Annotated in this window: 17 protein-coding genes; 3 read left to right on the plus strand and 14 right to left on the minus strand. The window is 36.4% G+C overall.

Features of this window, described 5'->3' with window-relative positions; translation table 11 throughout:
* Positions 1–9 precede the first annotated feature (9 nt).
* From gyrB to ACSVH7_RS08585, 14 genes are all read right to left on the minus strand, one after another.
* Complete coding sequence (gyrB, locus tag ACSVH7_RS08520; protein WP_438066288.1) at positions 10–1953, minus strand: DNA topoisomerase (ATP-hydrolyzing) subunit B; 1944 nt, start codon at positions 1951–1953, stop codon at positions 10–12.
* 193 nt (positions 1954–2146) lie between these two features.
* Positions 2147–3823 carry an asparagine synthase B gene (asnB, locus tag ACSVH7_RS08525; RefSeq protein ID WP_298294982.1) on the minus strand — a complete coding sequence of 559 codons (1677 nt, stop codon included), beginning with the start codon at positions 3821–3823 and terminating at the stop codon, positions 2147–2149.
* A gap of 421 nt (positions 3824–4244) precedes the next feature.
* Positions 4245–5870, minus strand: coding sequence for an amidohydrolase (locus ACSVH7_RS08530; protein ID WP_438066289.1), 1626 nt, complete (start codon positions 5868–5870; stop codon positions 4245–4247).
* 515 nt (positions 5871–6385) lie between these two features.
* The gene (locus ACSVH7_RS08535; protein ID WP_438066290.1) at positions 6386–6835 is read right to left on the minus strand and encodes a hypothetical protein; all 450 of its coding nucleotides are present in this window, start codon (positions 6833–6835) and stop codon (positions 6386–6388) included.
* 321 nt (positions 6836–7156) lie between these two features.
* Positions 7157–8911 (minus strand): TonB-dependent receptor, encoded by a 1755-nt coding sequence (locus ACSVH7_RS08540; protein WP_438066291.1) that lies wholly within the window; start codon positions 8909–8911, stop codon positions 7157–7159.
* Positions 8912–8956: 45 nt separating this feature from the next.
* Complete coding sequence (locus ACSVH7_RS08545; RefSeq protein WP_438066292.1) at positions 8957–9820, minus strand: PhzF family phenazine biosynthesis protein; 864 nt, start codon at positions 9818–9820, stop codon at positions 8957–8959.
* A 64-nt stretch (positions 9821–9884) separates the two neighbouring features.
* Positions 9885–12899, minus strand: a complete 3015-nt coding sequence (locus tag ACSVH7_RS08550; RefSeq protein ID WP_438066293.1) for a tetratricopeptide repeat protein — start codon at positions 12897–12899, stop codon at positions 9885–9887.
* Between the two features lie 453 nt (positions 12900–13352).
* Positions 13353–13970: a GDP-mannose pyrophosphatase NudK gene (gene nudK / locus ACSVH7_RS08555; protein WP_438066294.1), complete on the minus strand. Its 618-nt coding sequence runs from the start codon at positions 13968–13970 to the stop codon at positions 13353–13355.
* 6 nt (positions 13971–13976) lie between these two features.
* Positions 13977–14987, minus strand: a complete 1011-nt coding sequence (locus ACSVH7_RS08560) for a cellulase family glycosylhydrolase (protein WP_438066295.1) — start codon at positions 14985–14987, stop codon at positions 13977–13979.
* 54 nt (positions 14988–15041) lie between these two features.
* The gene (locus tag ACSVH7_RS08565; protein ID WP_438066296.1) at positions 15042–16313 is read right to left on the minus strand and encodes an adenylosuccinate synthase; all 1272 of its coding nucleotides are present in this window, start codon (positions 16311–16313) and stop codon (positions 15042–15044) included.
* A 74-nt stretch (positions 16314–16387) separates the two neighbouring features.
* Entirely contained in the window at positions 16388–16846 is a 459-nt protein-coding gene (locus ACSVH7_RS08570; RefSeq protein WP_315156212.1) for a transcriptional repressor, read from the minus strand.
* An 82-nt stretch (positions 16847–16928) separates the two neighbouring features.
* Entirely contained in the window at positions 16929–19151 is a 2223-nt protein-coding gene (locus ACSVH7_RS08575) for a RelA/SpoT family protein (protein ID WP_438066297.1), read from the minus strand.
* Between the two features lie 156 nt (positions 19152–19307).
* Positions 19308–20858, minus strand: coding sequence for a serine hydrolase (locus tag ACSVH7_RS08580; RefSeq protein ID WP_438066298.1), 1551 nt, complete (start codon positions 20856–20858; stop codon positions 19308–19310).
* Positions 20859–20904: 46 nt separating this feature from the next.
* Entirely contained in the window at positions 20905–21690 is a 786-nt protein-coding gene (locus ACSVH7_RS08585; protein WP_438066299.1) for a TrmH family RNA methyltransferase, read from the minus strand.
* 164 nt (positions 21691–21854) lie between these two features.
* On the opposite strand from ACSVH7_RS08585, the gene ACSVH7_RS08590 reads away from it, so the two are divergent.
* Genes ACSVH7_RS08590 through ACSVH7_RS08600 form a run of 3 tightly spaced genes read left to right on the plus strand, consistent with a single transcriptional unit; the run spans position 21855 to position 24544 of the window.
* Entirely contained in the window at positions 21855–22472 is a 618-nt protein-coding gene (locus tag ACSVH7_RS08590; RefSeq protein WP_438066300.1) for a trimeric intracellular cation channel family protein, read from the plus strand.
* A gap of 15 nt (positions 22473–22487) precedes the next feature.
* Positions 22488–23435, plus strand: a complete 948-nt coding sequence (locus tag ACSVH7_RS08595; protein ID WP_438066301.1) for a FemAB family protein — start codon at positions 22488–22490, stop codon at positions 23433–23435.
* Positions 23435–24544: a DegT/DnrJ/EryC1/StrS family aminotransferase gene (locus ACSVH7_RS08600; protein WP_438066302.1), complete on the plus strand. Its 1110-nt coding sequence runs from the start codon at positions 23435–23437 to the stop codon at positions 24542–24544. Before ACSVH7_RS08595 ends, ACSVH7_RS08600 begins: the two co-directional genes overlap by 1 nt.
* Positions 24545–24556 lie beyond the last annotated feature (12 nt).

The following is a 24556-nucleotide window of genomic DNA, read 5'->3' on the forward strand; positions in this document are numbered from 1 at the left end:
TCCCCTAATTTACGCATCTATTTTGGCATACACCGCATTTTTTTCAATAAATTCTCTACGTGGTGGCACTTCATCTCCCATCAGCATTGAAAACACGCGATCGGCCTCTACCAAACTATCGATATTCACTTGGCGCAAGGTTCTAAAATTCGGATCCATAGTGGTCTCCCATAATTGTTCCGCATTCATTTCTCCAAGACCTTTGTATCGTTGAATACCGGCACTTCCTCCCATTCTTTCATTGGCTTGATCACGCTGAACGTCATTCCAAGCATACTCCTTTTTATTTCCTTTTTTAACCAAATACAATGGTGGTGCTGCAATATACACGTGTCCTTCTTCAATTAATTCTTTCATAAAACGGAAGAAGAATGTCAAAATTAAGGTAGAAATGTGACTACCATCAACATCGGCATCACACATAATAATTACTTTATGGTAACGAAGCTTTGAAATATTCAAGGCTTTACTATCTTCTTCAGTTCCAACAGTAACCCCAAGAGCTGTAAAAATATTTCGAATTTCTTCGTTTTCAAAAACTTTGTGATGCATAGCTTTCTCCACGTTCAAAATTTTACCTCTCAAAGGCAAAATAGCTTGAAACGCACGATCACGACCTTGTTTTGCAGTTCCACCTGCCGAATCTCCCTCGACAAGGTATACTTCGCATCTAGCAGGATCTTGTTCTGAACAATCGGATAATTTACCTGGTAAACCTCCACCGCCCATCACGGTTTTACGTTGTACCATTTCACGAGCTTTCTTAGCTGCGTGACGGGCTTGAGCCGCTAAAATTACTTTTTGGATAATGATACGAGCATCATTTGGATTTTCTTCCAAATAATTCTCTAACATTTCCCCTACCGCCTGACTTACAGGAGAAACTACTTCTCTATTTCCTAATTTGGTTTTTGTTTGTCCTTCAAATTGAGGCTCTGCTACTTTTACAGAAATAATTGCAGTTAACCCCTCACGGAAATCATCTCCCGTAATTTCGAACTTCAATTTTTCTAACATTCCAGAGGCATCAGCGTATTTCTTAAGCGTTCTTGTCAAACCACTTCTAAAACCTTGCAAATGCGTTCCTCCTTCATGTGTGTTGATATTATTTACATAAGAAAAAATATTTTCGGAATAACTTGTATTGTATATCAAAGCTACTTCAACAGGAATTTCTCCTTTTTCGTGATCCATAGAAATCACGTGTCCGATAATTGGCTCACGGTTTCCATCTAAATAACGAATATATTCTTTTAATCCTTCGGTAGAATGAAATACTTCTCCTAAGAAATTACCCTCTTTATCAACTTCTCTCTTATCTGTAAATGTGATTGAAATGCCTTTATTTAAAAAAGACAATTCACGCATACGCGCAGAAAGTGTGTCATAAGAATACTCGATTGTTTGGGTAAATATAGTTGGGTCAGGGTAAAAAGTTACAATTGTACCCCTTTTGGTCGTTTCCCCAATTTGTTTTACTGGATATAATGCCTTACCTCTTTCGTATTCTTGCTCATATACTTTACCATCACTACTATGAACGGTTGCTCTCAAGTGAGAAGATAAGGCATTCACACAAGAAACCCCAACACCGTGTAAACCTCCGGAAACTTTATAAGAGTCTTTATCAAACTTTCCTCCAGCTCCAATTTTGGTCATTACCACCTCAAGGGCTGAAACGCCTTCTTTTTTATGAATCCCAACTGGAATTCCACGACCGTTATCTTCAACTGTTATAGAACCATCTTCATTGATAGCTACACTAATGGTATCGCAATGACCTCCCATTGCTTCATCGATAGAGTTATCTACCACTTCATAAACTAAATGATGCAAACCACGGACACCTACATCTCCAATATACATTGATGGACGCATTCTTACGTGCTCCATTCCTTCTAATGCCTGAATACTGTCTGCTGAATAATTGTTCTTATTGATTTCTTCGCTCATATATATTTATTCTAAAAATGTATTTTTTGTATAACACGCAAATATACAAAAGCCGAAAGGAATTTAGCTCAAAAAAGGCTTTTTAAGCGCTCAAGTTATCAACATTTATGGGTTTATATCCCAATAAAAAAAACACGCCCTAAAAAGAGCGTGTTTGCAATAGTACAACTAATAATCTAATTCAAATAATAAACTATGCTTTAACATAGGCATCATCGTGCACATTGGCCACGGCTCTACCTGATGGATCATTCATATTTTTAAAAGCTTCATCCCATTCTAAAGCAATTTTTGTACTACAAGCCACACTTGCTTCTTGTGGCACACACAAAGCTGCAGCATCACTTGGGAAATGTTCTGCAAAAATGGAACGGTAGTAATATTCTTCTTTTGATGTTGGTGTTTGCAACGGGAATTTATATTTGGCATTCGCCAATTGTTCGTCAGTTACTTCTTCAGCTACAACTGCTTTCAAAGTATCGATCCAGCTATACCCTACCCCGTCACTGAATTGTTCTTTTTGTCTCCAAGCAACACTTTCAGGCAACATATCCTCAAAAGCCTTACGAACTACCCATTTTTCCATTGGGTGTTCTTTGTTGATCATTTTATCTTGAGGATTGATACGCATAGCTACGTCCATAAATTCTTTGTCCAAAAATGGCACACGTCCTTCAATTCCCCAAGCCGCTAAACTTTTGTTCGCTCTCAAACAATCGTACATATGCAGTTTACCTAATTTACGAACGTTCTCTTCATGAAATTCTCGAGCATTCGGTGCTTTATGGAAATACAAATAGCCTCCAAATAACTCATCAGCTCCTTCGCCAGACAATACCATTTTAATTCCCATTGATTTAATGACTCTCGCCATTAACCACATAGGAGTTGACGCTCTTACAGTAGTCACATCATACGTTTCTAGGTTATAAATCACATCACGAACAGCATCCAATCCTTCTTGAATGGTGAATTTAATTTCGTGGTGAATTGTTCCAATATGTTCTGCCACTTTTTGAGCAGCGGCTAAATCTGGAGAACCTTCTAATCCAACAGAAAACGAGTGCAATTGTGGGTACCAAGCATCTACTTGATCGTCTGACTCAATACGTTTTTGAGCGTATTTTTTGGCTACAGCCGAAGTAATTGAAGAATCCAAACCTCCTGAAAGTAATACTCCATAAGGCACATCACTCATTAACTGTCTGTGAACCGCAGCTTCTAAAGCTTCTTTGATTGCAGGAATACTAGTTTCATTATCTTTTACCGCTTCATAATCCGTCCAATCTCTTTTATACCATTGTACAAACTCACCATCTTTACTTGACAAATAATGTCCTGGAGGAAACAACTCAATTTTGGTACAATAACCTTCTAATGCTTTCAATTCAGAAGCTACGTAAAAAGTACCGTGTTGATCCCAACCTATATATAAAGGAATAATTCCCATATGATCACGAGCTACGAAGTACTCGTCTTTTTCAACATCATAAATAGCAAATCCGAAGATTCCATTCATTTCGTCAATAAAATCAACTCCTTTTTCTTTGTATAAAGCCAAAATTACTTCGCAATCACTTTCGGTCTTAAATTGATATTTACCATCAAACTGTTTGCGCAAATCGCGGTGGTTATAAATTTCGCCATTGGCAGCCAAAATTAAATTGCCATCTTCGCTTAACAATGGTTGTTTCCCTGAAGCAGGATCTACAATAGCCAAACGTTCGTGAGATAAAATCGCTTTTTCATTACTAAAGATGCCACTCCAATCTGGTCCACGGTGGCGGATAATTTTAGACATTTCTAAGACTTGAGGTCTTAGGCTTTCTGATTTCTGTTTTAGGTCAAAGGCACATACAATTCCGCACATAGCTATATTTTTTATTCTGATTATTTAATTTGATGAAGCAAAGATGCTACAACAGATATAAACAGAAAACACAAAATCGATTTTTAGTTATAAATTATAACTAAAAATCGATTTTTAAATAAAATATGAAACATAAAACCGATTCAAAAAGAAGAAACGCTTAAAATCTGTAAATCGAGAGCGCTATCTAATGCCAAACACTATTTCATTATAGCCAATCCTATTTTTGTCATATCGAACGCAGTCGAGATATTACAAGGGTTCTCGAGTGAGCTACCATTGACGTTTTTGTTTAAGAAGGGTTTCAACTGCGCTCAACCTGACAATGCAAATGTCATTTTATATTGCTTTTTTTAGAAGAAAAATAAACCTCGAACTGACAAAATGAACTATTAAAAATAAGTTATTGCTATAATGACGATTATTTTTGTTTCGCTCCTTTAACAAAAGTATTGGATGGCTTCATCTTAACCACCTGACTAGCTTCTACTTGCATCAAATCGGCATCAAAAACCACAAAATCCGCCCATTTGCCCACTTCCAAACTTCCTTTTTCCTTTTCTTCAAAATTTGAATAAGCTGCCCAAAGTGTCATTCCTTTTAAGGTTTCTTCGCGAGACAAAGCATTTTCTATTTGGAAACCATTTTTTGGAAATCCTTTTACATCTTGCCGTGCCACCGAAGCGTGAAACGTAAGCATAGGATTGACTTCCTCCACAGGGAAATCTGTTCCTAGAGCTATTGTACCTGCTTTTTGGAGGAGCTTTTTATACGCATAAGCATTTTTCAAACGCTCTTTCCCTAAGCGATCTCCCGCCCAATACATATCGGAAGTGGCGTGTGTAGGCTGAACGGAAGGAATGATTCCGAGTTTAAAATAATCAAAATCAGATTCCTGAATTACTTGTGCGTGTTCAATTTTCCAACGGCGGTCTTTTTTGCCCGTCAATACTTCTTTGTAGATTTTAAGCAAAACGGTATTGGCCGAATCTCCAATAGCGTGCGTATTGAGCTGAAAAGGCGAATTGGCAATTTGTTGCGCTACTGCTTTCAATTGAGGCACTGGAGACAACAAAGCTCCAAATTGTTTGGGACTATCCGAATACGGTTTGTGCATACAAGCGCCTCTAGAACCCAAAGCGCCATCGCCATACATTTTGAACGAACGCACATTCAATTGGTTGGTTTTGTAGATTCCTTTTTTGAAATACAAATCCATATTTTTTTGATTGGCCGTAATCATCGCATAGACGTTGATTTTCATTTTTCCCGCTTGTTGCAAACTGTCTATCAAATGAATAATATCAGGGTCTAATCCTGCGTCGTTTACTGTTGTTAAACCATAATCAAACATTACTTTTTCGGCATCCAAAAGCGCGGCGATTTGGGTTTTTCGGCTGGGTTTTGGGATGATTTTAAACACCAATTCCATAGGATTGTCAATCAGAATTCCTGTTGGCTCACCATTTTGAAGTTCAATTTGTCCGCCTTGCGCTTTTGTTTTGGCGGTAATTCCTGCCATTTGCAGCACTTTGGAATTGACCACAATGGCGTGTCCGTCAATGCGGTTGAGCACCACAGGAATGTTTGGAAAAGCGGCATCGAGTGCTGCTTTGGATGGAAATTTCTTCACCGCCCAATCGTTTTGGTCCCAGCCATTACCAACAATAAATGTTGGATTTTTTGCTTTTTGAAAAGCTTTCAGGCGTGTAATTATTTCTTCGAAGCTTTTCGTACCTCTTAAATCTACTTCTTGTAAGGTTAGTCCATACCCATAAAAATGACAATGCGCATCTATTAATCCAGGATAGATAAATTTTCCTTTGAAATCTAAAATAGTCTTGGAAGTATATTTTTTTAGAAGCGAGTCCGTATTACCGATGGCTAGAATTTTTCCATCCTTAATTGCCATAGCAGAAGCTTTTTCAAAGGCAGCGTTTACGGTATAAATGGTGGCATTGGTCACAAGCGTATCCACTTCTGTCTGTGTGTTAGACGTACAAGAAATCAGGAATAGGGATACAAAAAACAGAGCAATTGATTTCATATATGTAAATTTTGTTTTTTAGAGGTCATATATGGTATCGCTTTTTACTTATCAGTGTTTGTTTTCAACAAACTTGTTGTTAGTGGCGATTTCATATTTTTGAGATTGGGTTTGGTCTTGCTAAGATAAGAAAAAGTAAAGTTTAAAATGCTTTTACCTTCCTTTCCAAAAAACCATCAATATCTCTGATTTCCTGAGAAACAACAAATCATACGACTTTATAGATACGAAAAGTCTTTAGCCGAAATTACAGTCCATTTTTGGCTAAAGCCTAATACCAAACTCATTTTAAAGAACGGGCTAAAGCCCATTCCTATTCAACATTTGCAAAAAAATAACCGAACTCGAGCTTCAACAACTCTTCCAATTCTTTCCAAAAAATCAACATAATCGCTGCTAGCCCCGGGAGGAGCGGCATCCTTTGCTGCCGGGGTTCGGCAGCAAAGATATAGCGGATCACGGGACGATGTTACCAAGAAAACCTTTTGCTTCCCGCTCCTACTCTAACTTGTAAATTACAAAATTTCTTGAATCGTATATTTGGTGGTGTTGATTTCGAATTCGAAACCTATTTTGTTGCCCATTAATTTGCTGCCCAAAGGCGATTGTGGCGAAAGCGCGATAATGTTAGTGCCTTCGATTGTGATTTTGGGCAAGGCCAAACTGAGGTACAGGTAAATACCGTTGGCTACGACTAAACTACCCGCGATTATGGTTTCAGCTACGATGGTAGGATCGATTTTGTCTAAGACGGCTTTTTGAGCCAAGACTTCTTGTAGTTTGTGATTGAATTTTTCTTGTTCAATATGCATCATCGAAAGTGCGGTTTCGTGCTTGTCGCCCGCTGATCCTTTGGCATCATTTTTTGAATCTTCGGTCAATGCGGCGATCATATCGCGAAACGCATCGATTCGGTCTTGCACTAATTGTAGGTAGTAGGTGTGTATTTTTTGTTTGAATGTCATTTTTATTTACCGCTAAGGCGCTATGCCGCTATGAAATTATTATTTATAAAAAATTGAATCTTTATGGTCTTCTCTTTACTTCCTAAATATTTTACCGCTAAGGCGCTATGCCGCTAAGAAATTATTATTTATAAAAAATTGAATCTTTGTGGCATTCTCTTTACTTCCTAAATATTTTACCGCTAAGGCACTATGCCGCTAAGAAATTATTATTTATAAAAAATTGAATCTTTATGGTCTTCTCTTTACTTCCTAAATATTTTACCGCTTACGCTATGTTACTGGATTTTTTTTGCGCCATCGCGTCATTGCGGTATATCATTAAAAATCGAATTTATAACTCGCTCCCGCTACGATTTGGAATCCTTGAACGGGAAGATTGAGCCATTTTTGATAGGCTTGGTTGGCGATATTGTTGGCTCTTAAAAACGCAGTAATGCGTTCGTTGTATTTGTAGCCCACATGCAAATTAGCGTCAAAATAGGAAGGCAAAGTTATGTTTGCAGAGTTGGTTACCAAATCGGTATTGAATTGATTTTCTTTTCGTTCGCCTACAAAAAACACTTTGGCTCCTGCGAACCATTTATCGGTAATAACAACATCCATGGTTGCATTGATTTTCATATTGGGTAAATTCCATGCTTCGGCTTGAGTATCGGTAGTGTAGGTATTTAGGGTGGCGTTGATTCCGAATGTGACATTTTTAGAAAAATCGGCTTTTAATTCGCCATAAAGACTGATCGTTTTTACATCGTCATACACAATTCCCAAGGAGTTCCCGAAAGCATAGGGTTGGTTAGTTTTGGACTCCGTAAAATTATTGGATTTGAATAATGCTTTATTACCTTCATTCAAATAGGATGCGCTTACGTTATAACTCACCGCATTGGCTAATTTACCCTTTAGTCCTGCAAAAAGAGCGTATTTAGAATCGGTTGGTTGTATCCACAAAGTTGGAGATAGAAAGGGATTTTCAGCAACGAAATCCAAATAGGTATTTTGTTTTAAATTCCCATCGGCTCCAAGATAAAAGATCATTAAATCGCCCACTACTTTGTAGGAAGCTTTGAAATTTGGGTAAAAATAGAATTTACTTTTGCTGGCTTGATTGTCTAGACTATAAAACAAACTCGCTCCTATTTGCAAAGTCCAATCGTCTTCCTTGATTTCAAAACGAGGGGCTAAACCAAAATTTAAAAAACTATATTTTACAGTTTCAAGATTGGTTTTTAAGTAATTATTTTCGAAGCTTCCGCCTACATAATCAAAAACCACATCGGTATGAATGGCAGCATTCATCAACTCAATTTCGAAGGAAGGCTTACCTAAAAAACGATTTTCAGAAGAACCAAACGCATCACTAAAATGATGAAATTTAACATCGGTTTCACTAAACATACTATCTTCAAAATTGAGTGTCCCGCCCAATGTAATGGTACTGTATTTTTGTTCAGGACGGATCCCGTTAATTAAATCGTTACGTTGCGAATCAGTTAAAGTACTTCCAAAACCGGTTGGTAATCCGTACCAATTGTAGGTTTGACTCTGAAAACCGGCTTCTGCTTTCCATGAAATATCGGACTGATTACTCCCGTAAAACAAATCTAGTTTTGTATCATAAAAATGGTCATCCAATTGCACTTCGTCGATGCCTCCTTGAGAGGAATGGTGCTGAAAGCGTCCGCCCACAAAATCCGAAGTATTTAGTTTTTTGTTTACAAAAAGTTCCCCGTTAAGCGTGCCATAATTTCCAATTCCCAAAGCAGCATAATTTTCGAATAATTTAAGGGCTTTGCTTTTTTCAACAGTTGCTGCCACTCCTTTGCTAGGGGTAAACGTAGAGGCTACAGGAAAAGGCAAAACGGTATATTTTACTGCTTCTTTTTTGGTATTTCCCTTTTCGTCCAAAAGGGGCGTTTCTTTAATTTTGAAAGCATCCAAAACTGTAGGCGAAAAAGATTTGACCACATTTACTTCTTCTGCAGTTATCGTTTCGTTCTTTTTTTGAGCCAACGACAACTGAAGTGACAACAACAACAGTGAATGAAGGATTATAGTTTGGTATTTAATTTTCATTTTTTTCTACTTATTTAAGGGTATGCGCTTTCTAGCTGATGTTTGTTATACTTCCCATTCTCCTTTGGCAACAAACTGCGCTTTTCCTCCAATTTTAATATCAAATTGATTGTCGGTTACTTTCCCTTTAAAATAAATCTGAGAAGGACGCCCAATATAATCCCCTTGATAGTTGATTATTTCCAATTCCGGTTGGTGATATTTTAATAAAAATGCTTGCAAACAAGAACTAGCACTTCCTGTAGCGGCGTCTTCTATCAACTGATTGTTCTCGATGCATAACATTCGGCTAAACAACTTCGAACCTTCTAAATAATAGAAATATAAGCCCCGATGCGAGGTCTTGCAATTCTTTTTTAACCAATTGTCTGTTTTGTCTTTGTCCAAAACCAATTGTTCTAGCGCTCTTTTACTACTCAACCCCACCAACACAAAGGCACTTCCGGTAGTAACTTCTTGAATAGGAAATTGATTTTCAAAATCTTCTTTATTCAAATTACTAAATCCTGAGAATTCTTCTTTTGAAAAGATATCCCAAAATTTGGGCTGTGCCGCTTGTAACCAAATCAACTCTTCCGTTTTTTGAATGGTAATTGGCCCAATCGGGACATTCAGTTGAATGTTTTCGGGTGAATTTTCAAACACTTTATGCATTAAAACCCACGAAGTCCCAATAATTGGATGTCCTGCAAATTGCATTTCATGTGCAGGAGTAAAAATTTTAACCTCAGCGCTATTTTTGGCAACCTCTAGCCTAGTAATAAAAGTACTTTCGGCAAAATTCATTTCGCGGGCTATCTTTTGCATTTGAGCTGCACTCAAGTTTTCGGCCTCTAAAAAAACAGCCAACTGATTTCCTGCATACTTTGTGTCGGTAAAAACATCGACTATATAAAATGGTAAAGTCATAATTTGTATAAGGTATTTTTGTTACGATGAATAGTAAGCCAGTCTTACAACTGCAAAGTTTTATCTATTTAATAATCGAAGCATTAGTCTTAGCTTCTTCTATTTTAATTTTATTCAATTCTGTTTGCGCTGTAGTCACCACATCTTTGTACTCGGTGAAATTTTTGATGACACTTTCTAAAATGTAAGTCGCCTGAAAACTGTCTTTCAACCCATAAAAATTACTAGCCATCACTACCAAACCTTTGGCCCCCAAATAGCGATAACTCGAATAGTTTTTGGCTAGTTTTTGAACCACTTCGTTTGAAGCTTCAAATTTTCCGTCTTTATTTTTGAAAAACGCCTCATAATAAAGGGCTTCCGCGGCTAATTCACCTTTGGCTATGGGCAACAATTTGGCATAACTCAATTTGGCTTTAGCCTCGTCTCCTACTTGAATTGCACTTCGAGCCACTATAATTTGGGCATCGCTTTTGACCATTTCTTCGGTTTTGGGTTCGGCCAATACTTTTTCGGCATAGACCACGGCTTTACTGTAGTCTTTAGTTTCGTAATACAATTTCATCAGATTGGCCATGGCAAAAATTTTGTTTTGAGCCACATCCGATTCGGTTTCTAAACGCAATAAAATAAGAATTGCCTGTTCCGCCCTTTTATCTTTCAGATGAATTTGTGCCAAACGAACCAATGATTGCTCCGTATATTCAGAACGCGATTGTTGTACAACAAAATCATAATAGGGTATTGATTTCCCGGTCGCACCTTCGTTGTAATGCGCTTGTGCCAACTGAAAATTAGCTTTTAAAGTATGGATACCATTAGGAAAAGAAGTCAGATATCCACTCCAACCTGCAATAGCCTGTTTAGTATTCCCTTGTTCCCATTGTTTTTCGGCCGCTTCGTAACTGTCATTATCTAATGCTACATCGGTAACCGATACAAAAGACAACGTACGTACCCAAGTTGCATACTCATTCACTTTACCACTATCCACATAAATCAATCGAGCCGAAGCCACCGCCTCTAAAGCTTCAGGTGTTTTAGGAAAATCAGCGGCAATCTTTTTGAATTTGGCCAAAGCCAAATCATCTTTATCGTCATTGTAATATACTAATCCTTGTCGTAGTAAGGCTTTTGAAGTAAACGATCCGTCAGGAAATTCGGAAATCAATTGATTGTAAGTTTTGAGTGCCAATTCCTCTTTCTTGTCAGCCACATACGTGTTTCCTAGTTCAAACAAAGCATCATCACGATAGACAGAACTAGCAAAACGGTCTAAAAACGCCGTCAATTCTGCAATTTTCTTATCGTTTTTACCCAAAAACCCGTAACAAAGTGCTTTTTGAAAATAGGCATAATCCGCATCTACGCTTTTCAATTCGATCGCTTTGACATAATTATCAATGGCGGGCCAATATTTTGAACCTACAAATTTACAATCCGCCAAACGCAAATGAGCATCTGCCAAACGCTTTTTGTCCTCTTTACTGTCTTCTATTTGCTTCTGAAAATAAGTCGCTGCTTGCTCATATTCTTTCAATTTAAAATTCGCATACCCTAAATTGTAGTTACTGTTTTTGAATTCGGGTGTAGTTGCGGCACTAGGCAAACTTACAAATTGCTTGAAACCCGCTAAGGCTGAAGCATAATCCTCTAAAACAAAATCCGATTCGGCTTTCCAAAACGTGGCACGAGCGGTTATTACAGCGTCCTTAGACTCGTTTATAGCTCGATTAAAAAGCTTATTGGCCGAGGTATAATCACCAGCTGTAACTGCTTCGATTCCGCTATAGAACAACACTTTTTGATACACTACTTTATTCTCTGCTGCTTTATTTCTTTCTAATAAAACGAGGGCTTCTTTGTAATTTTTAGAGGAGATGTAGGAATCAATCAACAATTTTTCCACCTCACTCCCATTCGCGTTTCGAGGATATTTTTCTAAAAAAGCTATCAAAATCGAGGGGACACTTTGGTAGGAATTACCCATTTCATAACTCAATTTGGCGTAATTCAAACTAGCATCTTCTTGAAGTTCGGCATTGAAATCCATTTCAGAAGCATTCTTAAAAGCATGCAATGCCTGCGTTTTTTGTCCCAAATCCAAATACGATTCACCCAAATGATAATAAGCATTTTGAGCCACAAAATCGTTTCCTTCAATGATTTTATTAAACTGAGCAATGGCGTTTTCGTATTGTTTTTGCTGATAATACGCATAGCCCAATTGATAAAAATCAGTATTGTTCCATTTCCCTTTTTTCCCCTTATATTCAGACAAATACGGAATGGATTTTTCGTAGTTTTTGAGGTTAAAATAACTTTCTCCTATAATTTTATTCAATTCCGACAACTCCATTTCATTCGATTTTGGGATTGCTTTTATCCCTAAATCAATCGCTTTTTGGAAATTACCCAACTTAAAATTCATGTCCGCTTGAAAATACGACAACTTCTCTTTGTATTTTTCTTCGCCCGAAACGGCATCAAAATATTTCGTTGCTGCTTTGTAATCATCGCCTTCATAAGCCATAAAACCCAAATAATATTTGGCCTGAGCGCCATATTCCTTAGAATTCGAAACAAGATTCAAGTATTTTGTAGCCTCATTTTTCTTTTTAGCTTGATAAAAACAATACCCTTTTTGAAAACGAAACTGATCCAATTCCTTTGGAGTCAATTGACTTTCTTCTACCTTATCTAACCAAAACAATGCTTTGGGGAAATTATTTTTTTCAAAATAAAAAGCGGCAACATCAGCATAGGCCTGATTGCGTTTGGTACTGGTAGGATAACTGTTTACGAAATGTTCTACTAATTGATCTGCATTCGACTGTTGGGTTCGAATGGCACAATTGGCAATATAATAGGCACAATCTCCCTGAATATCTTCCTGATTTGTGTTTTCAGCAACTTGTTCAAAAATAACTTTTGCTGCAGCAAACTGCTGTTCATTATACAATAAAAATGCAGTAGTAAAATCCTTTAAATCATGAGTGTATACTGTAGATTTTTGAGCAGAAACTAAAGAAAAAGTAAGTAGTAATGGCAAGAGAAAAAGCCTGTAAAATAGTTGCATTTTGCTTGTTTTTTAATGATTCAAATATATCATATTATCCCTTTAGTAACGACTCACTCTAACATTTTATTATCAATCCATCTGCATTTACTATTTTTAAGGAACAGTAAAAAAAGTCTTTATTGAACCTATCGTCCTACTCTTCGCTCCGTATTTTTTTAAGATTAAAAATCTAAAATAAATTTCTGATTGCAAAAAGGAAGCATTCCGCTTTGAGCCATGTCGCTACGTGAAAGAAAAGACACGCGATTTTGTTAGTCCAACAAAGGAGGAATCACACAAGCAGTTCATAACATGCGATTCTTCGTTCCTCTGGTGACAAAAAAAATGCATAACCTAAAGACATTGTCCCAAAAAGAAAAAAAAGTAATACTTCACCCAAATTCGTATCCGTCCAAAAAGTTTAGGTGTTGAAAAGTAACTATTAAAAACCGATTTTTTAAAAATCAGTTTTTAATAAAGAGGATCATCAGCTAGTCTAGTAGCATTGGGTATAAGTTGGTTAATCTTCGCATACTGCAATAACATGATAGTTTTGGCATCTTTAATCTCTCCCGTCTCAATCATCAAATAGGCTTGGTCAAACGGAATTTCTATAACATCAATTTCCTCGTGTTCATGAACTAAACCGCCTCCTTCGCTAACTTTCATTGACACATCGAATTCGCCAACAAAAAAGTGCAAAATTTCAGTGACTGCTCCTGGAGACATATAGGCCTCAAAAAGTTTACGCACTGTAGTCAACCGATAGCCCGTTTCTTCTTCAATTTCGCGAATAATACAAGCCTCCGGATTATCATCATCCAAAACTCCAGCACATGCCTCTAGTAACATTCCGCTTTTATTGCCGTTCAAATAAGTGGGTAGTCGAAACTGTTTAGTAAGTATTACAGTACCTTTTCTGGTGTTGTACAATAATACTGCAGCTCCATTACCCCGATCATAGACCTCGCGGTATTGTGTATCCCAAGAGCCATCTTTTTTCTGATAATCCACCGTTACTTTGTTTAAAGTATACCAATTATCGGAGAGGATCTCAGTTTTTTGAATTTGATATTTCGGATTTGACATAGCTTATTAAGGTTTTCTAGTTCTATTGGTTACCTCTTTGAAGGTTGTTCCCCAATTATTATTATTGTTATCATTTACTGATCCAATTTCGGTCAATAAAGCATCTTTATCATTGGCCTCTTTTTTCCAAACCCAAGCGCAAACGGATAGTCCTTTTTCATAAACAAGATCCAGAAAAGGCTTTGGATTCATTAAAACTCCTGCATTCATAGGGGCAGTTTCTCCTATAATTATCGGAATATTTTTATTTCTCAATTGATTCAAACGATTTTCAACAGCACTATTGCTGTCCAAAAGCCATTTTTCATACGCATGAATATCAAACAAGATATTGGATTTTCCATTAAGAAATTCATTGCCCTTATTTAATAATACACTTTCGTCTTGCCCTTGTTCGGCACAAGGCACTACGACAATGTTTTGATTTCCGGTAGACCGAATTATTGCTACTAATTCATTCATATCTTGTAGCCAAACTTGGTCGGTATAGCCATCAGTTCTGTCGTATCGGTAAGGCTCATTCCATACTTCAATCCAAACATCGGGCTGGTCTTTTAGGTAAGTAGCCCATTCTTTTAATCGGGTCTTGTATTCCTGCCACCAATTGGTCTGCTGCGGGCTTTTTCCAGTAAATGCGGTGTTTGGCGTGCCATCCCAACCAAAAGCACATATAATGGTGACTCTTTTATTGGCTCTATTATCTGCAATGATATTTTCGAGTGAATATAGATACGCTCCCGTGGCATCTTTTATTGGGCTACCAGTTAGTGGTGTCTCCTTTGTATTGCCTATAAATTCTCGAATGATGTCTATTTTCCAAGCATTCATGTCTGTGCTTCCTACTCCAAATACATGAAAAGCATTTACGCCAATAAGTTGTATTGGATACCGGTTCAAAAGAAGTTTGGCTCCAGCAATACTGTATTTTGTAGTGCTGTTTATGGGAGTTTCTATCTCATCTTTTTTACAAGAAAAAGCAATAAGAACCAGAAGTAGTATTAATTTTTTTTTCTTCATATTGCAAAATAGAGTTGGAATAAAAAACGCTCTGAAATCTCAGAGCGTTCGTTTTTATTTTAAAATCGTTTGCTTTCTGTCTGGCCCAACAGAAACTATTTTGATAGGTACTTCTACTTCTTTTTCTATAAATTCAATGTATTCTTTCAATTCTTTTGGTAATTCCTCATAAGTAGTCATTCCAGTCAAATCTTGTGCCCATCCTTTGAATTCTTGGTAAACAGGAGTTACATTTTCAGGCTCAATATTGTATGGGAAATGGGCAATTTCTTGTCCTTTGTATTGATATGCAGTACATACTTTTAAAGTTTCAAAACCAGAAAGTACATCACCCTTCATCATCATCAATTGGGTAACACCGTTTACTTGAACGGCATATTTTAATGCTACTAAATCCAACCAGCCACAACGTCTTTGTCTTCCAGTTACGGATCCAAATTCATTACCTATTTTAGCCATTGTTGCACCAACTTCGTCAAACAATTCAGTAGGGAATGGTCCACTTCCTACACGTGTTACATACGCTTTGAAAATTCCGTATACTTCTTTGATTTTATTCGGAGCAATACCTAAACCTGTACAAGCGCCAGCTGCTGTAGTATTAGATGAAGTTACAAATGGATAAGTCCCAAAATCAACATCCAACAATGAACCTTGTGCGCCTTCACACAAAATAGATTTTCCAGCTTTTTGAGCTTGATGTAAATATTCTTCACTATCAATAAAATCTAATTTTTTTAATTCTTCGATAGCTTCAAAAAATTCTGCTTCCATTTCAGCCAAATTATATTGAATGGCTACATCATAGAATTTGATCATTTCCTCATGTTTGTCAGCTAAAGCTCTATAACGATCTGCGAAATCTTCTAATTCAATATCCCCTACTCGAAGTCCGTTTCTACCGGTTTTGTCCATATATGTTGGACCAATTCCTTTTAAGGTAGAACCGATTTTTGCCTTTCCTTTTGATGCTTCAGATGCAGCATCTAGTAGACGGTGTGTTGGTAAAATTAAATGAGCTTTTCTAGAAATAATTAATTTACTTTTGATGTCTAGATTAAATTTTTGTAAACCTTCAATTTCTTTTTGAAAAACCACAGGATCAATCACTACACCATTACCTATAATATTAACCGAGTTTTTATGAAAAATTCCAGAAGGTATCGTTCTTAAAACATGTTTGATTCCATCGAATTCAAGTGTGTGCCCCGCATTTGGTCCTCCTTGAAAACGTGCAATAATATCATAATTTGAAGTAAGAACGTCAACAATTTTTCCTTTTCCTTCATCTCCCCATTGTAATCCTAATAATAAATCTACGGTCATTATCTGTATTATTTGTTGTTAATTAAATGTAATTGGACAACGGTTAAGTTGTCCAATTTTTTATGTTTTAAAAATTATTCTGTTTTCTTTTTGTTGCCATATAAATATAGCGAATGATTGGTGATTTCAATATCAAAAATTTCTTCGATGGTTTTTTTGATAGTTTGTATTCTTGGGTCACAAAACTCGATTACTTCACCCGTATCGGTCATGATGATGTGATCGTGTTGTTTGTCAAAATACGATTTTTCGTAATGCGCTTGATTTTGTCCAAACTGATGTTTACGTACCAAGGCACAATCCAAAAGCAATTCAATCGTATTGTATAAGGTAGCTCTACTCACACGGTAGTTTTTGTTTTTCATTTTGATGTACAAATTCTCTATGTCAAAATGTTCTTCACTATCGTAAATTTCTTGAAGGATCGCGTAGCGTTCAGGCGTTTTTCGATGTCCTTTATTTTCAAGATAGAGTGTAAAAACGTTTTTTACAATTTCTTGATTTTTATTGTTTTCTGTAGAAATGAGTGTCATATCTGGCAAAGATAAATTATTTTGTTTAAAGATTAAAGAGCCTAGTTTTAAAGTTGTGAATTAATTAGTGCTCCAAAGGATTTTATGTATTGTAAACCCGAGTTACATTTTCAATTCCATCAATTTTTTTAATATTATTGATCATTTTCTTTAAAATGGTATTGTTTTGAACGATTACTGCAATTTGTCCTTGAAACAATCCGGCATTTGTACTCAAAGAAATACTTTGAATATTTACATGCATATTATTTGAAATCACTTTGGTCAATTGATTGGTCAAACCTAAAACATCCATTCCTGTAATATTCAACAGGGCTTTAAATTCTTCTTGAGACGAATCAATCCATTTAGCAATCATAATACGATAAGCATAATTAGATTGCATGCCAATTGCGTTGGGACAATCTTTTTTATGCACTTTGATCCCTTCGTTAATCGTCACAAAACCAAATACATCATCTCCAGGAATCGGTGTACAACAAGGGGCTAGTTTGTAGTCTAGCTTATCGTGTTCTGTACCAAATACGAGTAAATCGTAGTTGTTGTTAATTTCTGGTTTGTGTATGTCATTATCGGCAGTATTTTTTTGATTTCTTTTTATTTTATTTTTAAAGAAATTAATGATGGTATTGCTTTTTTGTGCAGCAAAATCCTTTAGTTGTTGATTCTCGATAGCGCCAATACCCACTCTATAATACAAGTCTAAGCTAGTTTTGAGTTTGAAAAAATTAACCAGTTCGTTGGTCACCGATTCATTTAAATTAATTTTTAAATGTTTGAGTTTTCGAGTGAGGATTTCTTTCCCCTCTTCCCCAATTTTCTTAGTGTTTTCGTTAAGAACATTCTTAATTTTAGTTTTAGCTCTTGAAGTGGTAACATAGTCGAGCCAGTTAGCGGTTGGTTTTTGATATTGTGAAGTGATTACATCAACTTGGTCACCACTTTTGAGTTCATGGTTTAAGGGAACGAGCTTTCCGTTTACGCGTGTTCCTCTCGTTTTGATACCTAATTCCGAATGAATACTGAAGGCAAAATCCAAGGAAGTTGCGCCTTTAGGCAGGGATTTAATTTCTCCTTTGGGGGTGAAGACAAAAATTTCTTTAGAATACAAATTCATTTTGAAGTCTTCTACAAAATCAACAGCATTGGTTTCTGAATTTTCTAGGGCTTCTCTAAGAAGATTGAGCCAAACATCTAAACCGCTTTCTTCAGTGGCGCCGTTTTTGTATTTGTAATGTGCGGCATAGCCTTTTTCGGCTATTTCATCCATGCGTTCGCTTCTAACTTGTACTTCTACCCATCGTCCTTTTGGCCCCATAACCGTGATGTGTAGCGCTTCATAACCGGTAGATTTTGGAGAAGAAATCCAATCGCGTAAACGACTTGGACTCGGTCTGTAAAAATCCGTAACGATAGAATAAATTTTCCAAGCAAAGAATTTTTCTTCATTTGGCTCTGCCTTATAAACGATTCGCAAGGCAAATTTATCATAGACTTCATCAAAACTTACGTTTTGAGCCTTCATTTTTCTTCGAATCGAATAAATAGATTTAGGTCTTCCTTTGATAATATATTCAATCCCTTCTTGATCTAAAGAGTTTTTCAGTACATCTGAGATATCTTTGATATAAGCATCTTGTTCTTCTTTGGTTTCTTTGATTTTGCTTACAATTTCGTTGTAAATTTCAGGTTCTGTGTATTTTAATCCTAAATCTTCTAGTTTTATTTTGATATTGTATAAGCCCAATCGGTGAGCCAAAGGTGCATAAATGTATAAAGTTTCAGAGGCTATTTTGGTTTGCTTGTCCTCACGCATCGAATCCATGGTTTGCATGTTGTGCAATCGATCAGCAAGTTTGATTAGAATTACGCGAACATCATCGTTCAAGGTCAGGATCATTTTTCTGAAATTCTCCGCTTGCAGCGAAGCATTTAAATCTTTTTGAACTAAAGATATTTTGGTAAGTCCCTCGACCAATTGTGCTACTTTTGGATTAAAAAGTTTTTCAATATCTTCAACGGTCACTGGGGTGTCTTCCACCACATCATGAAGTAATGCTGCAGCTATAGATGTGGCACCCAAACCAATTTCTGAAGCCACAATTTTGGCCACAGCTATAGGGTGAAAAATATAAGCTTCCCCTGATTTTCGTCGTTGGTCTTTGTGAGCATCCACAGCTACATCAAAAGCTTTTCGAATTAGCTTTTTGTCGGTAGGTGTTAAAGTTTGGTAACTAATGCGCAACAATTCTTTGTATTCTTGCGCAATCGCTTTGTTTTCTTTCTCTATTTCTAATTCTGTCATAACGGCATGGTTCAATTTCTAAAACTAAGCAATAAATCCCATTTTTGCAAGGCGAAATTGACTAATAAAGTTTATTTAAAAGCTTTTAAAAGTAACTTGTCCGATAAAAAAAGTACAATCATTTTTATCGGACAAAAATAAAATATTTGATGGGGACTAATTGACTCTTTTGAAGTCTAAGTCTTGGAAATCATAACTAAAATCGGTTAAGTCTGAAATTGGTTTCATTTTGATGCCAATCGTTTTTCCTGAAGCATCATTTTCTAGAAATAAATGGGCATCAGCATTGAAAAAGGCATTGTTCCATTTTACTACCAGATTGCCAGATTTATAAAAGAAAACTTCGCCAGCTAATTGTGGAGAGCGTTTCGATTGAAAATAAATTTTTCCTTTCTTTTCTGAAAGTTCAATGGTACCAAACCAATTGTCTTTGTAAGTTCCAACAATAGATTTCCAATCGGTTTTTACTTTGTCTTTTTTATTTTTGGCTACAGTAGTCCAAACTTCTTCGGTCACTTTGTCGGCAGTAGCAACATTGGCTTTGATGCGATTATGATACAGCGTTACATAATCTTGAGCAGGAATACCTAAATAGCTATCCTTAATCGTATTGGTTATCGCTGTAAAAGCTGCCCCTTCTTGTTGATTGGTCAGAACAATTATCCCTAATTGTAGCTCTGGAAGTAGTGTTACTTGAGTGACATTGCCTTCTAAACCTCCGGTATGCGAAACTTGTTTGAATCCTTTAACATCATTCAAAAACCAGCCCAATCCGTAACCATTGAAGTGAGTGTTGTAAGGTGGGCGAGTGGCTGCTGGAATGATGGTTTGCAATTGCCACATTTCATTTTGCTGCGCTTCAGAGAATAAAGTTTTATTTTCTGGTCCGTATTTTCCTTTGTTGAGTTGCAAAAGCACCCATTTACTCAAGTCATTTACGCTAGAATAAATACCTGCCGCTCCATCAAAAAGTTGATTGGTATAAGGCTTGATTACTTTTAATTGACCGTTTACAGGAACGTGTGGAGCAATGACGTTTGTAGTATCTTTTAACCTTTTGTAGGAGGCTACACTATTGTTCATTTCTAGAGGTTTCATCATGCGTTGCTCTACAAAATCAGCCCAACTCAATTGACTTACTTTGTGAACAATCTCACCGGCGACGATGTACAAGAGATTGTCATAATCAAATTTCGTTCTAAATCCAGAAACCGGTTTTAAGTACTGCAAATTTTCGATGATATCTTTTGAAGTGAAATCGCTTCCGTCAGGCCAAATCATTAAATCGCCCGCACCAAGTCCTAATCCACTTCGATGCGTTACTAAATCTCGAATGGTAAATTCGTTGGTAACATAGTCATTGTACATTTTGAAATTGGGCAAATACTGAATTACTTTATCGTCCCATTGTAGCTTTCCTTCCTCAACCAGCATGGCTAATGAGGCTGTGGTAAAGGCTTTACTGTTGGAAGCAATCCCAAATAAGGTGTTGCCATCTACTTTTTCTTTGGTCAAAATAGATTTTACGCCATATCCTTTGGAGTGGATTATTTTGCCATCTTTCACTACTGCCACGGCAATCCCAGGTACATTAAAGGTTTGAATGGCTTTCTCGGTTACTTGATCGATTTGCTCTGGGGTAATTTGAGCAAAAGCTGCGAAACTACTAGCTAATAGCAGTAATAGGGAGAAATACTTTTTTTTCATTTTTGGTTATTTGTGGTATTTTAATTCAATATATAAAATCTAATATTTAAAACCCTCTTTGTCTTTTGGCTTCGAAAATCAAAATAGCTGCGGCAACCGAAACGTTCATCGAATCAATTTCGCCTTGCATCGGGATGATAATATTTTGTGTGGCCGCATCGCGCCATTCTTGAGTCAATCCTGTAGCTTCTGTTCCCACTACCAAAGCTGTTGGAGTGGTATAATTTTCAAGATGATAGCTATTGGAGTTTTGTAAAGTAGCGCAATAAAAATGGATGTTTCTTTCGTTCAAAAAGGCAATAATTTCCGCAGTACTGCCCGTGGCGATTTGGTTGGTAAACAAGCAACCGACACTCGAACGAACGATGTTTGGGTTATACAAATCACTTTTTGGGTTGGCAATGATTACGGCATCCAAATTTGCAGCGTCTGCGGTTCGCAGCAATGCCCCAATATTGCCAGGTTTTTCAGGAGCTTCTGCCACCAGAATCAAAGGATTTTCGGAGAGCTTCAAATCCGATAATAAAGTCGATTTGGTTTTGGCTACAGCCAAGACACCTTCAGTAGAATCTCTGTAAGCTAGTTTTTCATAAACGGCCGAAGTAATTTCTATTAGTTCAGCATTTGGAGCCAATTGTTTGGTTTGGCTTTCTGAACAAATTTCGGGAACAAATAATAAGGTTTCAATTTCGTAGCCTCCTTTTATAGCAATGCTTATTTCTCGTTGTCCTTCAATCAAGAAAGTGCCGGTTTGTTTGCGAGCTTTGGCTTTTTCCTGTAATAAAGCCAAGGATTTGATATACGGATTCTGTATGGAAGTAATTTGTTTCAAGCTTTTTTTAAGACAAAGATACATATTGTGGGCGTTTTGAGTAAAATTAGTAGTTAAGAAAATTATTCAAAACATTTCCATTTGAATTCTGCATCGTTTTATAAGTATATTTCTTTACTTTTGATACGTTTTTTGTCATTTATAGCCACTAATAAAGATCACACATGACATTTTTTGACGCACTAGACTTAATTGGAACCTTGGCTTTTGCCATATCAGGAGCATTAACAGCACTTCACAAAAAAATGGACCCTTTTGGCGTTTTAATAATTGCTTTTGTTACGGCCGTCGGAGGAGGCACCTTACGCGATGTTTTGATAGGCAGGACACCGGTGGGTTGGATGCAGGATTTAAATTACCTATACATTATTACTTTAGGTTTTATTTTGGTGGTGGTTTTTAGAGGAAAAATTCATCAATTTAAGCTATCGATGTTGCTTTCTGACACGATAGGTTTGGGTGTTTTTACTTTAATTGGCATCCAAAAAGGACTCGATTATGGTGTTCATCCTTTTATATGCGTATCGTTAGGTACCATGACTGCTTGTTTTGGAGGAGTAATCCGGGATGTGTTATGTGTTGAAATTCCGATTATTTTCAGAAAAGAAATTTATGCAACAATATGCATTTTGGGAGGATTTGTTTTCTTTTTACTCAAAAAATGGGAATTTGCAGATGAATTAGTGTACCTTATCACTTCTTTGGTTATTATTCTTGTTCGTTTACTCGCTGTAAAGTTTAAATGGTCATTGCCTACCCTAGACTTAAATACTCATCCCTAATTGTAGATTGCTATAGTGAAAAAATTTATCATCAAAAAGTATCAAAAAAGTGATTATGATCTTTGGAATTCCTTTGTGACTAGTGCTCCTAATGCTACTTTTTTGTTTTATCGACACTTTATGGAGTATCACGAAGAGCGATTTGATGATTTTTCATTACTAGTATTTGAAAAAACAAAATTGATAGCTATTTTACCAGCCAATAGAAAAGAAAATAGTGTGTACTCGCATCAAGGATTGACCTACGGAGGCTTAGTGTATGCTTCTAAACTGAAAATAGAGAATGTAGCAAACATTCTTGATGTATTGCTAGCATATCTTAAAAGCATGCGAGTGACTTATTTTTATCTTCATCCAATTCCTTCTTTTTATCTCAAAAAAGGCAATGCCGCCATTGATTTTTTTTTGATTAAAAAAGGAGGTATTTTGTATCGAAAAGAAATGAATTTGGTGGTCAATTTAAACCAAATTTTTTCAATTTCTAAAAGTAAATTAAAGCATTACAGAAGAACTGAATTATTGGGGTTACGGATAGTTGAAGAAACAAACTTTCAGCCCTTTTGGGAAAAAATTTTAGAACCAAGATTGTTAGAGAAATATGAAGCGAATCCTGTGCACAGTTTAGCAGAGATTCAAATGCTTCATGAGAAATTTCCAGATAAAATCAGACAATTTTCCGCTTATTTGGAAGATAAAATTGTTGCTGGAATTACCCTTTTCGAATTTGAAAATGGCGTAAAATCACAATATGGAGCTACCTCAAAAACTGGGGAAAAATACCGCGCTTTAGATTTTCTTTTCATCGAATTGATAGGTGTTTTTCAAAAAAAAGGGAAACATTTTTTTGACATGGGAATTGTGAATGACTCAGGAGAAATGGGCTTTCATAGTGGTCTATTACAGCAAAAAGAAGAATTGGGTTGCACCGTATGGAGTCAAGATTTTTATAAAATCAGTTTGTAATGATACGATTTCTAGACTTAAAAAAAATAAACGAACGGTATGAAAAGGCATTTCAAGATACATTGAAATCGGTTTTAGAGAGTGGCTGGTATATTCTAGGCAATGAAGTCGTAACGTTCGAAAATAATTTTGCCAACTATTGTAAAGCCCAACACTGTGTAGGAGTAGGCAATGGTTTGGATGCTTTGATTTTAATATTTAAAGGCTATATTGCATTAGGAAAATTGCAAAAAGGGGATGAAGTTATTGTACCAGCCAATACTTATATTGCAAGCATTTTAGCTATTCTCACTGCTGATTTGGTTCCTGTTTTAGTAGAACCAAGATTAGAAACCTACAACATTAATCCTGATTTGATTCCAACAAAAATAACCTCAAAAACCAAAGCTATTTTGGCGGTTCATTTGTATGGTCAGTTAGCAGAAATGGAGCAAGTTAATGCTATTGCCACTGAACATAATTTGATTGTTGTAGAAGATGCGGCTCAGGCTCACGGTATAGAAAGAAATTCCAATTTTGAAATTCCAAATTCCAAAACCGAACTATGGGCTCGTGCCTACAGTTTTTATCCGAGTAAGAATTTAGGCGCTTTAGGTGATGGTGGTGCGGTTGTCACCAATAATGCTCAATTGGCAAAAGTGATACAATCCCTACGTAATTATGGCTCCGAGTCTAAATATCAGAATGAGTTTATCGGTATTAATTCTAGATTGGACGAAATTCAAGCCGCTTTTTTGAACCTGAAATTGGCTAATTTAGATGTAGATAACGAAAAGCGAAGAAGTATTGCCAAACGCTATTTGACCGAAATTAAAAACGATAAAATCATCTTGCCATTTTGGGATTTTTCAAAAAATCATGTTTTCCATTTGTTTGTGATTCGAACTTCAAGAAGGGCTGAATTAAAAGTCTATTTACAACAACACGGCATTGAAACAGCTATTCATTATCCCATTCCACCGCACAAGCAAAAGGCTTTAGAAAATATGAATGCGCTTTCGTTTCCTATCACTGAGAAAATGCATGAGGAAATTTTGAGTATTCCACTACATCCAGCTCTTGAGGACGAAGAAGTTAGTGCTATTATTAAAGCCTTAAATGAATACTAATTTCTGATTTTA

It is taken from the genome of Flavobacterium sp. TSSA_36 (genome assembly GCF_051547165.1).
Lineage (GTDB): Bacteria > Bacteroidota > Bacteroidia > Flavobacteriales > Flavobacteriaceae > Flavobacterium.

Excerpts from the sequence above, each read along its gene's own strand:
- gyrB (WP_438066288.1), bottom strand. The coding sequence starts at position 1,953 with ATGAGCGAAGAAATCAATAAGAACAATTATTCAGCAGACAGTATTCAG.
- asnB (WP_298294982.1), bottom strand. The coding sequence starts at position 3,823 with ATGTGCGGAATTGTATGTGCCTTTGACCTAAAACAGAAATCAGAAAGC.
- ACSVH7_RS08530 (WP_438066289.1), bottom strand. The coding sequence starts at position 5,870 with ATGAAATCAATTGCTCTGTTTTTTGTATCCCTATTCCTGATTTCTTGT.
- ACSVH7_RS08535 (WP_438066290.1), bottom strand. The coding sequence starts at position 6,835 with ATGACATTCAAACAAAAAATACACACCTACTACCTACAATTAGTGCAA.
- ACSVH7_RS08540 (WP_438066291.1), bottom strand. The coding sequence starts at position 8,911 with ATGAAAATTAAATACCAAACTATAATCCTTCATTCACTGTTGTTGTTG.
- ACSVH7_RS08545 (WP_438066292.1), bottom strand. The coding sequence starts at position 9,820 with ATGACTTTACCATTTTATATAGTCGATGTTTTTACCGACACAAAGTAT.
- ACSVH7_RS08550 (WP_438066293.1), bottom strand. The coding sequence starts at position 12,899 with ATGCAACTATTTTACAGGCTTTTTCTCTTGCCATTACTACTTACTTTT.
- nudK (WP_438066294.1), bottom strand. The coding sequence starts at position 13,970 with ATGTCAAATCCGAAATATCAAATTCAAAAAACTGAGATCCTCTCCGAT.
- ACSVH7_RS08560 (WP_438066295.1), bottom strand. The coding sequence starts at position 14,987 with ATGAAGAAAAAAAAATTAATACTACTTCTGGTTCTTATTGCTTTTTCT.
- ACSVH7_RS08565 (WP_438066296.1), bottom strand. The coding sequence starts at position 16,313 with ATGACCGTAGATTTATTATTAGGATTACAATGGGGAGATGAAGGAAAA.
- ACSVH7_RS08570 (WP_315156212.1), bottom strand. The coding sequence starts at position 16,846 with ATGACACTCATTTCTACAGAAAACAATAAAAATCAAGAAATTGTAAAA.
- ACSVH7_RS08575 (WP_438066297.1), bottom strand. The coding sequence starts at position 19,151 with ATGACAGAATTAGAAATAGAGAAAGAAAACAAAGCGATTGCGCAAGAA.
- ACSVH7_RS08580 (WP_438066298.1), bottom strand. The coding sequence starts at position 20,858 with ATGAAAAAAAAGTATTTCTCCCTATTACTGCTATTAGCTAGTAGTTTC.
- ACSVH7_RS08590 (WP_438066300.1), top strand. The coding sequence starts at position 21,855 with ATGACATTTTTTGACGCACTAGACTTAATTGGAACCTTGGCTTTTGCC.
- ACSVH7_RS08600 (WP_438066302.1), top strand. The coding sequence starts at position 23,435 with ATGATACGATTTCTAGACTTAAAAAAAATAAACGAACGGTATGAAAAG.